Source organism: Streptomyces sp. CBMA156, assembly GCF_014596515.1.
In the GTDB taxonomy this organism is placed as follows: Bacteria; Actinomycetota; Actinomycetes; order Streptomycetales; family Streptomycetaceae; genus Kitasatospora.
This window is the reverse complement of sequence record NZ_MSJQ01000191.1, coordinates 1-13,159: the sequence shown is the minus strand read 5'-3', so window position 1 is coordinate 13,159 and position 13,159 is coordinate 1. Positions and strand designations below refer to the sequence as shown.

Genomic DNA, 13,159 nt, shown 5'->3' with positions numbered 1-13,159 from the left:
GCCTGCCCGGTGCCGAGCGACTGCGCGCCGCCGTCGCCGACTTCGCCGAGCGCTACCCCGCGCGCGGCCGCTGCCCGGCCGACGACCAGCTGGACGCCCTGCGCGCCGGCATCCGACCCACGCCCCCGGAGGAGGCCTCACCATGACCGACGTCCGACCCCACGGGGGTGCCGGGGCAGGAAGCACGGACCGCACCGGCGTCACCGGCGCCACCGGGTCGATCGGGTCGATCGGCGGCATCGACGGCATCGACGGCATCAGCGACATCGGCGGCCCCGGCACCGTCGGCACCGAGGCGCTGCGCGAGAGCATCGCCATCGAGCTGCTGGCCGCCCGCGCCCGGACCGCCGCGCTGACCGACTGCGTCGACGAGGGCGATCTCACCGCCCAGCACTCCCCGCTGATGTCCCCGCTGGTCTGGGACCTCGCACACATCGGCAACCAGGAGGAACTCTGGCTGCTGCGCAACGTCGGCGGCCGCGACCCGATGCACCCGGAGATCGACCCGCTGTACGACGCGTTCCAGCACCCGCGCGCCGAGCGCCCCAGCCTGCCCCTGCTGCCGCCCGCCGAGGCCCGCGCCTACGCCCACGACGTCCGCGGCCGGGTGCTGGACCTGCTGGCCGCCAGCCCGCTGGAGGGCGCGCCGCTGCTGGAGGCCGGGTTCGCGTTCGGGATGATCGCCCAGCACGAGCAGCAGCACGACGAGACCATGCTGATCACCCACCAGCTCCGCAAGGGGGAGCCGGCCCTGGCCGCGCCCCCGCCACCGCCCGCACCCACCGACGCCGCCACCCTGCCCGCCGAAGTTCTCATCCCCGCAGGCCCGTTCACCATGGGCACGGACACCGAACCGTGGGCGCTGGACAACGAGCGCCCGGCGCACGCCGTCGATCTGCCGGCCTTCCTGCTGGACACCACCCCGGTCACCAACGCCGCCTACCAGCGCTTCATCGCGGACGGCGGCTACGACGACCCGCACTGGTGGACGCCAGAGGGCTGGGAGCACCGCCGGCGCGCCGACCTGACCGCCCCGCTGTTCTGGCACCACCAGGACGGCCAGTGGCTCCGCCGCCGCTTCGGCACGGTTGAGCCGGTCGAGCCGAACGAACCTGTGCTGCACGTCAGTTGGTACGAGGCGGACGCGTACGCCCGGTGGGCCGGGCGGCGGCTTCCCACCGAGGCGGAGTGGGAGAAGGCCGCCCGGCACGACCCGGCCACCGGCCGCTCCCGCCGCTACCCCTGGGGCGACGGGCCGCCCGGCCCCGAGCACGCCAACCTCGGCCAGCGGCACCTGCGCCCGGCCGGCGCCGGAAGCTATCCGAAGGGCCAGTCCCCGTACGGTGTCCGGCAGTTGATCGGTGACGTGTGGGAGTGGACGGCGAGCGACCTCCGCGCCTACCCGGGCTTCCTGGCCTGGCCGTACCGGGAGTACTCGGAGGTGTTCTTCGGACCCGAGTACAAGGTGCTGCGCGGCGGCTGCTTCGCGGTGGCGCCGGTCGCCTGCCGGGGCACCTTCCGCAACTGGGACTACCCGGTCCGGCGGCAGATCTTCGCCGGGTTCCGCACCGCGCGCGACCTGGAGTCCAGCTGATGTGCCGTCACATCGCCTACCTGGGCGGGCCAGTGTCGCCCAGGGAGCTTCTGGTGCACCCGCCGCACGGGCTGTACCGGCAGGCCTGGGCGCCCCGGGTCCAGCAGTACGGCACGGTCAACGTGGACGGCTTCGGCCTCGGCTGGTACGCGGACGGGGACGAGGTGCCCGCCCGCTACCGCCGGGCCGGACCGATCTGGGCCGACGAGACCTTCGCCGACCTGGCCCGGGTGGTCCGCACCCGGGCACTGCTGGCCGCCGTCCGCTCCGCCACCGAGGGCTGCGCGGCGGGCGAGAGCGCGGCCGCGCCGTTCGCCGCCGACCGCTGGCTGTTCAGCCACAACGGAGCGGTGACCGGCTGGCCGGGCAAGCTGGACCCGCTGGCGGCCCTGCTGCCCCCAGCCGAACTGCTGGACCTGGAGGCGCGCACCGACTCGGCGCTGCTGTGGGCACTCACCCTGCACCGGCTGCGGGCCGGCGCCGGACTCGGCGAGGCACTGGCGGGTACCGTCGCGGACGTCGCCGCGCACACCACAGGGCGGCTCAACCTGCTGCTCACCGACGGCACCGCGATCGCCGCGACCACCTGGGGCGACACCCTCCACCACCGCACCCTGCCAGGCCTGGGCACGGTGGTGGCCTCCGAGCCGTACGACGACGCACCGGGCTGGACGCCGGTGCCGGACGGCTCGCTGCTGCTCGTGGACTCGCGAGGCGTCACCACGGGCCGGATTCCCGGCCGCGACTGACCCCACTCTCCCTTCAACTTCTGAACAGAGGAACCACCCCGTCATGGAAACCTTCGATCTCACCCGACTGCTGCCCGCCGACCACTTCAGCACCGCGCTACGCCACGACGTGCAGCTCGGACTGACCTCCGAGCCCAAGTGGCTGCCGCCGAAGTGGTTCTACGACGCGAGGGGCAGCGAGCTGTTCGAGGAGATCACCCGGCTGCCCGAGTACTACCCGACCCGCGCGGAACGGGCCATCCTGACCACCGGGGCCGGCGAGATCGCCGCGGCCACCGGGGCCCGCACCCTGGTCGAGCTGGGCTCCGGCTCCTCCGAGAAGACCCGGCTGCTGCTGGACGCCCTGCGCGCGCTCGGCACCCTGGAGACGTACGTCCCGGTGGACGTCAGCGAGAGCGCGCTGACCGCGGCCGGCGCCGCGCTCGCCGCCGAGTACCCCGGGCTCGCGGTGCACGGCGTGCTCGCCGACTTCACCGCCAGGCTCGGTCTGCCCCCGGAGGGCGGCCCGCGCCTGGTCGCCTTCCTCGGCGGGACCCTCGGCAACCTGCTGCCCCACGAGCGCGCGGTCTTCCTGCGCGGCCTGCGCGCCGCCCTCGACCCGGGCGACTTCCTGCTCCTCGGGACCGACCTGGTCAAGGACCCGGCGGTGCTGGTCGCCGCCTACGACGACGCCTCCGGGGTGACCGCCGAGTTCAACCGGAACGTGCTGAACGTGCTCAACCGCGAACTGGGGGCCGACTTCGACCCGGACGCCTTCGAGCACGTCGCGCGCTGGGACGCCGAGCAGGAGTGGATCGAGATGCGGCTGCGCTCGCTGCGCTCGCAGACCGTGAAGATCCCGGCCCTGGACCTGCCGGTGCACTTCGCCCGGGGCGAGGAGCTGCGCACCGAGGTGTCGGCCAAGTTCCGCCGGGAGCGGGTGGCCGGGGAGCTGGCGGCGGCCGGGCTGCGGCTGAGCCACTGGTGGACCGACCCGGAGGGCCGGTTCGGGCTCTCGCTCGCGGTGCCGGCCTGACCGCCCCGCCCGGGAGGCCCGCCCGGACAGTCCGGACGGGCCTCCCGGGCGGGCGAGCCACCCGGCCGTCCACTCGTTCGGGCCGTCCAGCCGCCAGGAGAGCCCTCGGGCAACCCAATTTGCTTGTTCACCTTACGAATTCTCAGAGCAAAACTTGAGCATCCTGGTGTACAAGTCTTAAACGAATAGGGGTTACGATCTCGGCGACCGAGCTCAGCGTTGAGTACCAGGAGTCAGATCGTGAGCGTCACCCAGAAGCCCTCCGGGGCGGTCGAGGCCCCCGCGCCCGGCCGCCTCGGCTTCGTCGTCTTCATCACTGCGGCAGCGGCCCTCGGTGGCTTCCTGTTCGGCTACGACAGCTCCGTGATCAACGGCGCCGTCTCCGGAATCCAGGAGAAGTTCGCCGTCGGCAGCGGCGTGACCGGTCTGATCGTCTCCTCCGCCCTGCTCGGCTCGGCGATCGGCGCCGCGGTGGCCGGACGGTTCGCCGACCGGTACGGCCGCATCAAGGTCATGAAGGCGGGCGCGCTGCTGTTCGCGATCAGCGCCGTCGGCTCGATGCTGCCGTTCTCCGCCTGGGACCTGGCCCTCTGGCGCGTCCTCGGCGGCGCGGCCATCGGCATCGCCTCGGTGATCGCCCCGACCTACATCGCCGAGGTCGCGCCGACCAAGTACCGGGGCCGGCTGGCCTCCTTCCAGCAGGCCGCGATCGTGCTCGGCATCGCGATATCCCAGCTGGTCAACTGGGCGCTGGCGCAAGCCGCCGGCGGCGACACCCGGGGGCAGCTGCTCGGCCTGGAGGCCTGGCAGTGGATGCTCGGCATCTGCGTCGTCCCGGCCGCGGTCTACTTCGTGCTCTCCTCGGTCATCCCCGAGTCCCCGCGCTACCTGATCCAGGCCGGACGCCTGGACGAGGCCAGGAAGGTGCTCGCCGCGGTCGAGGGAGAGGGCGTGGACGGCGACGCCCGGATCGCCGAGGTCCAGGCGCTGATCGCCTCCGACCACCGGCCGCGCTTCCGCGACCTGCTCGGCGGCCGCTTCGGCCTGCTCCCGATCGTCTGGGTCGGCATCGGCCTGTCGGTCTTCCAGCAGCTGGTCGGCATCAACGTGATCTTCTACTACTCGTCGATCCTGTGGCAGTCGGTCGGCATCGACCAGAGCAACTCGCTGCTGATCAGCTTCGTCGGCTCGGTGATCAACATCCTCGGCACCGTGATCGCGATCGTGCTGGTCGACCGGATCGGCCGCAAGCCGCTCGCCCTGATCGGCTCGGCAGGCATGGCGGTCGCGCTCGGCACGGCCGGCTGGGCCTTCTCCTCGGCCACCGGCAGCGGCGACAACCTCACCCTGCCCGACCTCCAGGGCACCGTCGCGCTGGTCGCCGCCAACGCCTTCGTGCTGTTCTTCGCGATGTCCTGGGGCGTGGTCGTCTGGGTGATGCTCGGCGAGATGTTCCCGAACCGGATCCGCGCCGCCGCGCTCTCCGTCGCCGCCTCCGCGCAGTGGATCGCGAACTGGGTGATCACCGTCTCGTTCCCGTCCATGTCGCGCTGGAACCTGTCGGCGACCTACCTGATCTACGCTGCCTTCGCGGCGCTGTCCGTCCTCTTCGTGGCGAAGTTCATGAAGGAGACCAAGGGCATCCGGCTGGAGGACATGGGCTGATCCGCCCGCCGGACCACCGGCCCCCGCACCCCGGCGCCATCGGCGCCCGGGTGCGGGGGCCGAATCGTTTCCGCGGAGCCTTGCCCGCGGAACCTTGCCCGCGGGCACCGGTCCGTTTCGACGGGGACCGGGGCCGCACCGCCCCGCCCCGCGTCAGGAACGTTCCGCCTCGGTTCGGGGCCGCTCCCTCTCGGTTCGGGGCCGCTCCGCCTCGGTTCCGCGCTGTTCGACGAGCCGGGCGTAGCGCAGCGCGAGTCCGTCGAGCAGCGCCTCCAGGCCGGTCTCGAAGGCGCCCTCGTCCACCGCCCCCCGGTGCCCCGACAGCCGGTGCGCCTCGCCGAGGTGCGGGTAGTCGGCCGCGTCGTAGACCTCGGCGTCCGCCGGGAAGCCGGCCGCGAAGGAGGCGAGGGCCGAGCCGGTGACGAAGTAGCGCATCAGCGCGCCGATCCTGGTCGCCTGACCCCGCGGCCACCCTGCCTCGACCAGGTGGCCGAAGACCGCGTCGGCCAGCCGCAGCGCGTTCGGCCGCCGCCCGGGCCCCTGGGCGAGCACCGGGACGATGTTGGGGTGAGCGGCCAGCGCGGCGCGGTAGGAGCGGGCCCAGTCGCGCAGCGCCCGCGGCCAGGGATTCGTCACGCTCCCGAACATCGACAGGTCGACTTCGCCGATGACGCTGTCCACCACCGCGTCCAGCAGTTCGTCCTTGGTGGCGAAGTGGTTGTAGAGCGAGGGCCCGCTGACCGAGAGCTCGGTGGCGAGGCGGCGGGTGGAGAGGGCGTCCAGTCCCTCGTCGTCGATCAGCCGCAGGGCGGCGGCGACGATGCGCTCGCGGCTGAGCAGCGGGGTGCGTGGACGGGCCATCGCGGCGGGGTCCTCCGATCCTCCGGATTCATCCGGATCATCCGGCCGGGTGTGCTGGGGCCGATTCTGGCAGGTCCCCCTTCCCAGCACCGGCCGGGCGGGGCTACAGTCCCCCCATAAAACTTGCAGCGCTAGTTTAATGGGTCCGGGCCTCGCCCCCAGGCCCTGGACACCGGATTCGGGAGCCGCCGTGAACCTGGAGTTGTCCGAGGAGCAGAGCGCCGTCCGGGACCTCGCCGCCTCCTTCGCCGACCGCGAGATCGTGCCGTACGCCGCCGAGTGGGACCGCGCCGAGTCCGTCGACCGCGCGATCATCGGCAAGCTGGCGAAGGCCGGCTTCCTCGGGCTGACCATCCCCGAGGAGTACGGCGGCAGCGGCGGCGACCATCTCGCGTACTGCCTCGTCCTGGAGGAACTCGGGCGCGGCGACTCGGCCGTGCGCGGGATCGTCTCGGTCTCGCTCGGCCTGGTCGGCAAGTCGGTCAACGCCTTCGGCACCGAGGAGCAGAAGCGGCACTGGCTGCCCCGGCTCACCTCCGGCGAGGCGCTCGCCTGCTTCGCGCTCACCGAGCCAGGCACCGGGTCGGACGCCGCCAACCTCACCACCCGGGCCGTCCGGGACGGCGACAGCTGGCTGATCAGCGGCGCCAAGACGTTCATCACCAACGGCACCTGGGCCGACGTCGCCCTGGTCTTCGCCCGCACCGGCGGCAACGAGCCCGAACAGCGGGGCCACCGGGGCATCACCGCCTTCCTGGTCCCGACCGGCCTGCCCGGATTCACCCGCACCGAGATCCACGGCAAGCTCGGCCTGCGCGGCCAGGCCACCGCCGAACTCAGCTTCGACGGCGTCCGGGTGCCGGACGGCGCCCGGCTCGGCGAGGTCGGCAAGGGGTTCACGGTGGCGATGGCCGCGCTGGCCAAGGGCCGGATGTCGGTGGCGGCCGGCTGCGTCGGCATCGCCCGGGCCTGCCTGGAGGCCGCGGTCCGCTACGCCGGCGAGCGCGAGCAGTTCGGCAAGCCGATCGCCTCGCACCAGCTCGTCCAGGAGCTGCTGGCCGGCATCGCCGTGGACGTCGAGGCGGCCCGGCTGCTCACCTGGAAGGTCGCCGACCACATCGAGCGCGGCCTGCCGTTCGCCACCGAGTCCTCCGTCGCCAAGCTGTACGCCGGCGAGGCCGCCGTCCGGGCCGCCAACAACGCGCTCCAGGTCTTCGGCGGCTACGGGTTCATCGACGAGTACCCGGTCGGCAAGTACCTGCGCGACGCGCGGGTGATGACCCTCTACGAGGGCACCAGCCAGATCCACCAGCTGCTCATCGGACGCGCCCTCACCGGCGTCAGCGCGTTCTGACGTCCACGAGAGCGTCCTCCCCAAGGGCGGCCCCGCCACGAGCATCCGCGACCGCCCCGGACATCCCGGCCCCGAGCATCCCCGCCACCCGACAAGGAGCCCGACGACGTGCGTCCCGTCTACTTCGCCGCCGCCCGCCGCACACCCATCGGCCGGTTGCGCGGCGCGCTCGCCACGGTCCGCCCGGACGACCTCTCGGCCACCGTGCTGCGCGCCCTGCTGGCCGACGTGCCCGCCCTCGACCCGGCCCGGATCGACGACGTCTACTGGGGCGCCGCCAACCAGGCCGGCGAGGACAACCGCAACGCCGCCCGGATGGCCGTCCTGCTGGCCGGGCTGCCGGAGACCGTCCCCGGAGCCACCGTCAACCGGCTCTGCGCCTCCGGCCTGGAGGCCGTCACCCTCGCCGCCCGGGCCATCGGCTCCGGCGAGGCGGACGTGGTGCTGGCCGGCGGCTGCGAGTCGATGACCCGCGCCCCCTTCGTGCTGCCCCGGCCCGACGAGGCGCTGCCGCACCGGATGGAGACCTTCGACACCCGGCTCGGCTGGCGGCTGACCAACCCGCGGATGGCCGAACTGCACGGCGTGCTCGGCATGGGCGAGACCGCCGAGGAGGTGGCCACCCGGTACGGCATCGGCCGGGAGCGCCAGGACGCCTTCGCGCTGCGCAGCCACCAGCGGGCCGGCGCCGCCCGCAAGGACGGGCACTTCGACGCCGAGCTGATCCCCGTCGAGCGACCGGACGGGGTGACGGTGAGCCGGGACGAGAGCATCCGCGAGGACACCAGCCTGGCGAAGCTCGCCGGGCTCAAGCCGGTGTTCCGCCCCAGGGGCACGGTCACCGCCGGGAACGCCTCGCCGATGAACGACGGCGCGGCCGGACTGGTCCTGGTCGGCGAGGAGGCGCTGCGCGACCTCGGGCTCCAGCCGCTCGGCCGGTACGTGGCGGGCGCCTCGGCCGGGGTGCACCCGGACGTCATGGGCATCGGTCCGGTGCCGGCGACGGCGAAGGTGCTCGCCAGGGCCGGCTGGTCGCTCGCCGACCTGGACACCGCCGAGCTGAACGAGGCCTTCGCCGCCCAGGCGCTCGCCTCCGCCGACGGCCTCGGGTTCGGCCCGGAGCAGGCCGAGGAGGTGGTCAACCCGAGCGGCGGCGCGATCGCGCTCGGTCATCCGCTGGGCGGCTCCGGCGCCCGCATCCTCACCACCCTGTTGCACCGGATGCGCCGTACCGGAGCCCGGCGCGGCCTGGCCACCATGTGCGTGGGCGTGGGGCAGGGTACGGCCGTGCTGGTCGAGAACGTCTGACGAACCGGTGGCGGGCCACCCGCCCGCCGCCGCTGATCCCGACTTCCGAGGAGTGAAGCATGACGCGGTTCGCTGGGAAGGTCGCCGTGGTGACCGGCGCTGCACAGGGCATCGGGGCGGCCACCGCCCGCCGGCTGGCGGAGGAGGGCGCGGCGGTCGCCGTGGTCGACCTCACCGCCGAACGGGCGGCCGGGACGGTCGCCGAGATCGCCGCCAAGGGCGGCACCGCCCGGGCGTACGGCTGCGACGTGGCCGACTACGACGCGGTGGAGGCGGTGTTCGCCCGGGTCGCGGAGGATCTCGGCGGCGTGCACATCCTGGTCAACAACGCCGGGATCACCCGGGACAACCTGTTCTTCAGGATGCCCAAGTCCGACTGGGACGCGGTGCTGACGGTCAACCTGACCAGCGCGTACAACTGCAGCCACGTCGCGCAGAAGTACATGGTGGCGCAGCAGTACGGGAAGATCGTCTCGCTCAGCTCGCGCTCCGCCCTCGGCAACCGGGGCCAGGCCAACTACGCGGCCGCCAAGGCCGGCATCCAGGGCCTCACCGCGACCCTGGCGATCGAGCTCGGGCCGTACAACGTCAACGTCAACGCCGTCGCCCCCGGGTACATCGCCACCGCGATGACCGCCGCCACCGCCGAGCGGGTCGGCAGCAGCGCCGAGGACCACCAGACCGAGGTCGCCGCCCGGACGCCGCTGCGCCGGGTCGGGCAGCCGGAGGAGATCGCCTCCGTGGTGGCCTTCCTGGCCAGCGAGGACGCCTCCTACGTCAGCGGGCAGACGCTGTACGTCAACGGCGGGGCGCGCTAGCGAGCCCACTGACGGATCGTCACCGGGTCGTCCCAGGTGGGAGGTTACTTTCCCCTGGGACGGCCTTTACCTTTTCGCGTGGCCGAGCATGACCACGACCTTGATCACATGACCCCTCCAAATGACTATGGCATGATCATGCAGCTCTCGATGGGATGGCCGGACCGACCCGACCGGACCAGGTCGGGCCCTGCGTCCCAAGGAGTCCCATGGGCAGCCCCGCCACCCTCCGTCGCGCCCTGGCTCTGCTCGCCGTGGGGGCCACCGCCCTCACGGCCGGCACCGTCGCCGTACCGGCCGCCGGCACCGCGACCGCCGCCCCCTCGCACAACCTCGCGGGCGTCCACGTCCGCCCCGCCTCCTTCGGGCACCACAACGCCCAGGGCCGCGTCGCCCCGCTGAGCACCACCCAGTGCGTCAGCCAGATCGGCATCCACTGCTACTCGCCGCTGCAGTACCGGAACGCCTACAACCTGAACCCGCTGTACCAGGAGGGCATCACCGGCAAGGGCCGCACGATCGTCATCGTCGACTCCTTCGGCTCGCCGACCATCCAGCACGACCTGGAGGTCTTCGACAAGCAGTGGGGCATCCCGGACACCAACGTCGAGGTGGTCAAGTGGGGCAACGTCCCCGCCTTCGACCCGAAGAACCCCGACCACACCGGCTGGGCCGGCGAGACCACCCTGGACGTCGAGTACGCCCACGCGATCGCCCCCGACGCGCACATCGTCCTGGTCGAGACCGGTGTCGCCGAGACCGAGGGCACCACCGGCCTGCCCGAGATGATGGACGCCGAGAAGAGCCTCATCCAGCAGGGCCGCGGCGACGTCATCTCGCAGAGCTTCGGCGCCACCGAGAACACCTTCCCGGGCTTCGAGAAGGGCGACTTCACGTCGCTCACCGACCTGCGCTACGCCTTCAAGGCCGCCGCCGACCGCAACGTGACCGTGCTCGCCGCCTCCGGCGACAACGGCGCCACCGACGCCAAGGAGAACGGCACCGACCTGTACCCGTACAAGGTCAACTCCTGGCCGTCCTCGGACCCGCTGGTCACCTCCATCGGCGGCACCCAGCTCACCCTGGACGACAACGGCAAGCGCACCGCGGACGACAAGGTGTGGCACGACAAGTCCGGCGCCGGCGGCGGTGGCGTCTCCGGCATCTTCGAGCGCCCGTGGTACCAGGCCAGTGTCGCCGGGACCACCGGCAACCACCGCGGCACGCCGGACATCAGCATGAGCGCGGCCGTGGACGGCGCCGCCTGGACGTACGAGTCCTACGACCCGACCTCGGTCGGCTGGCACCTCACCGGCGGCACCAGCGAGGCCACCCCGCTGTTCTCCGGCGTCGTCGCCCTCGCCGACCAGCTGGCCGGCTACCGCCTCGGGCAGATCAACTGGCGCATGTACGGCCTCAGCCTGCTCCCGAGCCAGTGGAGCGGCATCAAGGACGTGAAGCAGGGCGACAACGGCTGGGACGGCGTCACGGGCTACAACGCCACCGAGGGCTACGACCTCGCCAGCGGCCTGGGCACCATCGACGGAGCCCGGTTCGTGCACGCGATCGCCGGTCGGTGACCGGGCGGCTCGCCGGGCGGCTCGCCGGGTGGCGGGCCGCGAGCGCTCGTGACGGGTGACGGGTGACGCGTGACGCGTGTCAGGTAACAGATAACAGATGACAGCGAACAGATGACAGATTTCGAAATCTGTCATCTGTTCGCTGTTTTCCGTCTGCTGTTCCCCGTCAGCCGTCGGCTGTCCGCCGACCCTCCCCCGCCCGCCGTCAGCCGGTGGCGGCGAGCTGGGCGAGGTAGCGCTCGGCGGCACGGAGCTTGCGGCCGTCCGGGCCCGGGAGGTGGGCGCGCAGTTCGATGATCTCCGGGGCGATGCGGATGGCCTCCGCACGGTCGGCGATCGCCCGCCAACAGGCCTCAGCGTTGGTGGCCGCGCGCTGGGTCTCCGGGTGGTCCGGCCCCTGCGAGCGGAGCAGCGTCAGCGCCACCTCGCGGTAGATCTCCGCGGCATCGGCCGACCGGCCCGCGAGCCGGCAGACGTGCGCCCGGACCTGCCGCACCTGGAGCACCGGTTCGGAGACGGCGCCGTGCTCGGCGATCGCCTCCAGTTCGAGGGCGAAGGCCAGGTCGGTGGCGGCGGCGTGGTCCCCGGCGTCGGCGCTGCGGACGATCCGTCCGATGACCTCGCGGTAGTCCGCACGGGGCCGGGCCGCCGCAGAGGTCTCGCCGGCCGACGCTTCGGCCGGCGGCGCGTCCACGGGCACGGCGTCGGCGGGCACCTCGACCTGCGGCGCGGCGTCCTGCGGCACGGCTTCCGCGGGCACCTCGTCCTGCGGCACCACATCGGCGGGCGTCTCGTCGGTCGGCGCCTCCTCCGCAGGTGCCGCGTCCGTCGGCGCGGGCTCCGCCGGGACGGCGTCCCGGGGCGCCTCCACGGCCTCGGGCTCCTCCGCGACCGCGGGCTCCTCCTCAGCCTCGGGCGCCTCCTCAGCCGGCTCCTCGGCCACGGAGGCCACGGACGCCACGGAGGCCACCGGGGCCTCCTCCGACGGGAGTTCGAGCTCGGCGACGACGTCCACGGGCTCCGACCGGACCTTGAGGAGCGTGACGCCCGCCGGGGTCACGGTGGCCTCGGGTACGGCGCCGGCCGGGTCGGGCATGTGCGGGGCAGGCTTGTGCAGGGTCACGCCTGCCGCCTCGGCGGTCTCGCCCGCCTTCAGCAGGCTGACCGGCCGGGCCGGCCGCGGCGGGGTGGGCGGAACACCCGGCTTGATCAGGCTGACCGGGCCACCGGTGGTCACCGAGGACACGGCGGACGGCGCGGGCACCTCGGCGGGAGCCGGGGCCGGCCGCTCGGGAACGGCGTCCCGAGGCTCCGCCCGACGCGGTACCGGCGGAGCCGGGGCGGGCGGCACGTCCGCGGGCAGCGCACCGCCGGACGGCACGGGCGGCATCTCGGCCACCGGGCCCTCCCCGCGGCGGGCGGTGTTGCGGAAGAACGGGCGGTCCGGCGCGTGCGTGGCCAGGATGACCACGTCCGGCCGCAGCACCGAGTACACCTGCTGCCGCAGCTGCTCGGGCGTGAGCACCTCGCCGGCGCCCGGCCTGCCACCGTGCAGCGCCTCGATCAGGGCGCGGGTGAAGGTGCCGATCTGCTCCGGGTCCGGACTGACGACCGCCCACAGCGGGATGCCCTCACTGAGCGGCGAGACGGTGCCCTGGAGGTACGGCCAGGCGTTCTGGTCGGCACTCAGGTCGGCGATGACGAGGGTCTGCCACTCGGCCGGACGGTGGCTCAGCTCCGCGGCGACGGCCTGCCAGGGCAGACCGTCCTGCCTGGCGTCGCGCAGGGTCAACTGGAGCTGTCCGCCGCGCTTGTCGGCGACGACGTGGCCGCCCAGGTGGATCAGCAGCGGTCCGGGGTGCCGGGAGGCGGCGCGCAGATGGGCGAGGACGGTGTGCGGGTCGCCGGCGCCGGGGAGGTGGACGGCGTCCACCGCGTCCGCGGCCAGCAGCACCTGCGGCGAGACGGCGGCGAGCATCGCCGAGAGCACCGGGGCCTGGGTCGGTCCGCCGCGGCCCCAGGTGCGGCGGCCGGAGGTGCCGTATCCGCCCTCGATCACCAGGATCCGCCCGCGCGGCGCGGCCCCCAGCCCGCCCCCGCCCCCACCGACGACAGCAGCGGCAGCGCCCGGCACCGCACTCTGGGGCACGCCCGGCACCACGCTCTGAGCCGCGCTCTGGACCGGGAACGGCGGCGGGGTCACCACGGACGCGGC

Annotated in this window: 9 protein-coding genes and 1 pseudogene; 8 read left to right on the top strand and 2 right to left on the bottom strand. The window is 73.4% G+C overall.

All coding sequences use genetic code 11. The features are described 5' to 3' along the window. Positions 1-142 precede the first annotated feature (142 nt). The 4 genes from egtB (at position 143) to BU198_RS15705 (ending at position 5,023) form a co-directional block, all read left to right on the top strand. On the top strand, positions 143-1,594 hold the full coding sequence (egtB, locus tag BU198_RS15720) for an ergothioneine biosynthesis protein EgtB (protein WP_188297478.1): 1,452 nt from the start codon (positions 143-145) through the stop codon (positions 1,592-1,594). Continuing rightward, the gene (egtC, locus tag BU198_RS15715) at positions 1,594-2,343 is read left to right on the top strand and encodes an ergothioneine biosynthesis protein EgtC (RefSeq protein ID WP_188297477.1); all 750 of its coding nucleotides are present in this window, start codon (positions 1,594-1,596) and stop codon (positions 2,341-2,343) included. The genes egtB and egtC overlap by 1 nt, the downstream gene beginning before the upstream one ends. Before the next feature lie 43 nt (positions 2,344-2,386). Next, on the top strand, positions 2,387-3,358 hold the full coding sequence (egtD, locus tag BU198_RS15710) for an L-histidine N(alpha)-methyltransferase (RefSeq protein WP_188297476.1): 972 nt from the start codon (positions 2,387-2,389) through the stop codon (positions 3,356-3,358). Positions 3,359-3,595: 237 nt separating this feature from the next. Then, positions 3,596-5,023, top strand: a complete 1,428-nt coding sequence (locus BU198_RS15705; RefSeq protein ID WP_188297479.1) for a sugar porter family MFS transporter — start codon at positions 3,596-3,598, stop codon at positions 5,021-5,023. 153 nt (positions 5,024-5,176) lie between these two features. Here BU198_RS15705 and BU198_RS15700 read toward each other — a convergent pair whose 3' ends face one another. Beyond that, the gene (locus BU198_RS15700; protein WP_188297475.1) at positions 5,177-5,884 is read right to left on the bottom strand and encodes a TetR/AcrR family transcriptional regulator; all 708 of its coding nucleotides are present in this window, start codon (positions 5,882-5,884) and stop codon (positions 5,177-5,179) included. Between the two features lie 190 nt (positions 5,885-6,074). Here BU198_RS15700 and BU198_RS15695 point away from each other — a divergent pair, with 190 nt between their 5' ends. The 4 genes from BU198_RS15695 to BU198_RS15680 all read left to right on the top strand — a co-directional run bounded on the left by BU198_RS15695 (position 6,075) and on the right by BU198_RS15680 (position 10,944). Further along, complete coding sequence (locus BU198_RS15695) at positions 6,075-7,238, top strand: acyl-CoA dehydrogenase family protein (protein ID WP_188297474.1); 1,164 nt, start codon at positions 6,075-6,077, stop codon at positions 7,236-7,238. A gap of 108 nt (positions 7,239-7,346) precedes the next feature. Beyond that, positions 7,347-8,546: a thiolase family protein gene (locus BU198_RS15690; protein WP_188297473.1), complete on the top strand. Its 1,200-nt coding sequence runs from the start codon at positions 7,347-7,349 to the stop codon at positions 8,544-8,546. Positions 8,547-8,605: 59 nt separating this feature from the next. Beyond that, the gene (fabG, locus tag BU198_RS15685) at positions 8,606-9,364 is read left to right on the top strand and encodes a 3-oxoacyl-ACP reductase FabG (RefSeq protein ID WP_188297472.1); all 759 of its coding nucleotides are present in this window, start codon (positions 8,606-8,608) and stop codon (positions 9,362-9,364) included. Positions 9,365-9,573: 209 nt separating this feature from the next. Beyond that, positions 9,574-10,944, top strand: coding sequence for a S8 family serine peptidase (locus tag BU198_RS15680; protein WP_188297471.1), 1,371 nt, complete (start codon positions 9,574-9,576; stop codon positions 10,942-10,944). Between the two features lie 205 nt (positions 10,945-11,149). On the opposite strand, the pseudogene BU198_RS15675 reads toward BU198_RS15680, so the two are convergent. Then, a pseudogene (locus BU198_RS15675) lies at positions 11,150-13,159 on the bottom strand (hypothetical protein); the annotation flags it as partial.

Coding starts and splice junctions, on each gene's coding strand:
- egtD (WP_188297476.1), top strand. CDS start 2,387: ATGGAAACCTTCGATCTCACCCGACTGCTGCCCGCCGACCACTTCAGC.
- egtC (WP_188297477.1), top strand. CDS start 1,594: ATGTGCCGTCACATCGCCTACCTGGGCGGGCCAGTGTCGCCCAGGGAG.
- egtB (WP_188297478.1), top strand. CDS start 143: ATGACCGACGTCCGACCCCACGGGGGTGCCGGGGCAGGAAGCACGGAC.
- BU198_RS15680 (WP_188297471.1), top strand. CDS start 9,574: ATGGGCAGCCCCGCCACCCTCCGTCGCGCCCTGGCTCTGCTCGCCGTG.
- fabG (WP_188297472.1), top strand. CDS start 8,606: ATGACGCGGTTCGCTGGGAAGGTCGCCGTGGTGACCGGCGCTGCACAG.
- BU198_RS15700 (WP_188297475.1), bottom strand. CDS start 5,884: ATGGCCCGTCCACGCACCCCGCTGCTCAGCCGCGAGCGCATCGTCGCC.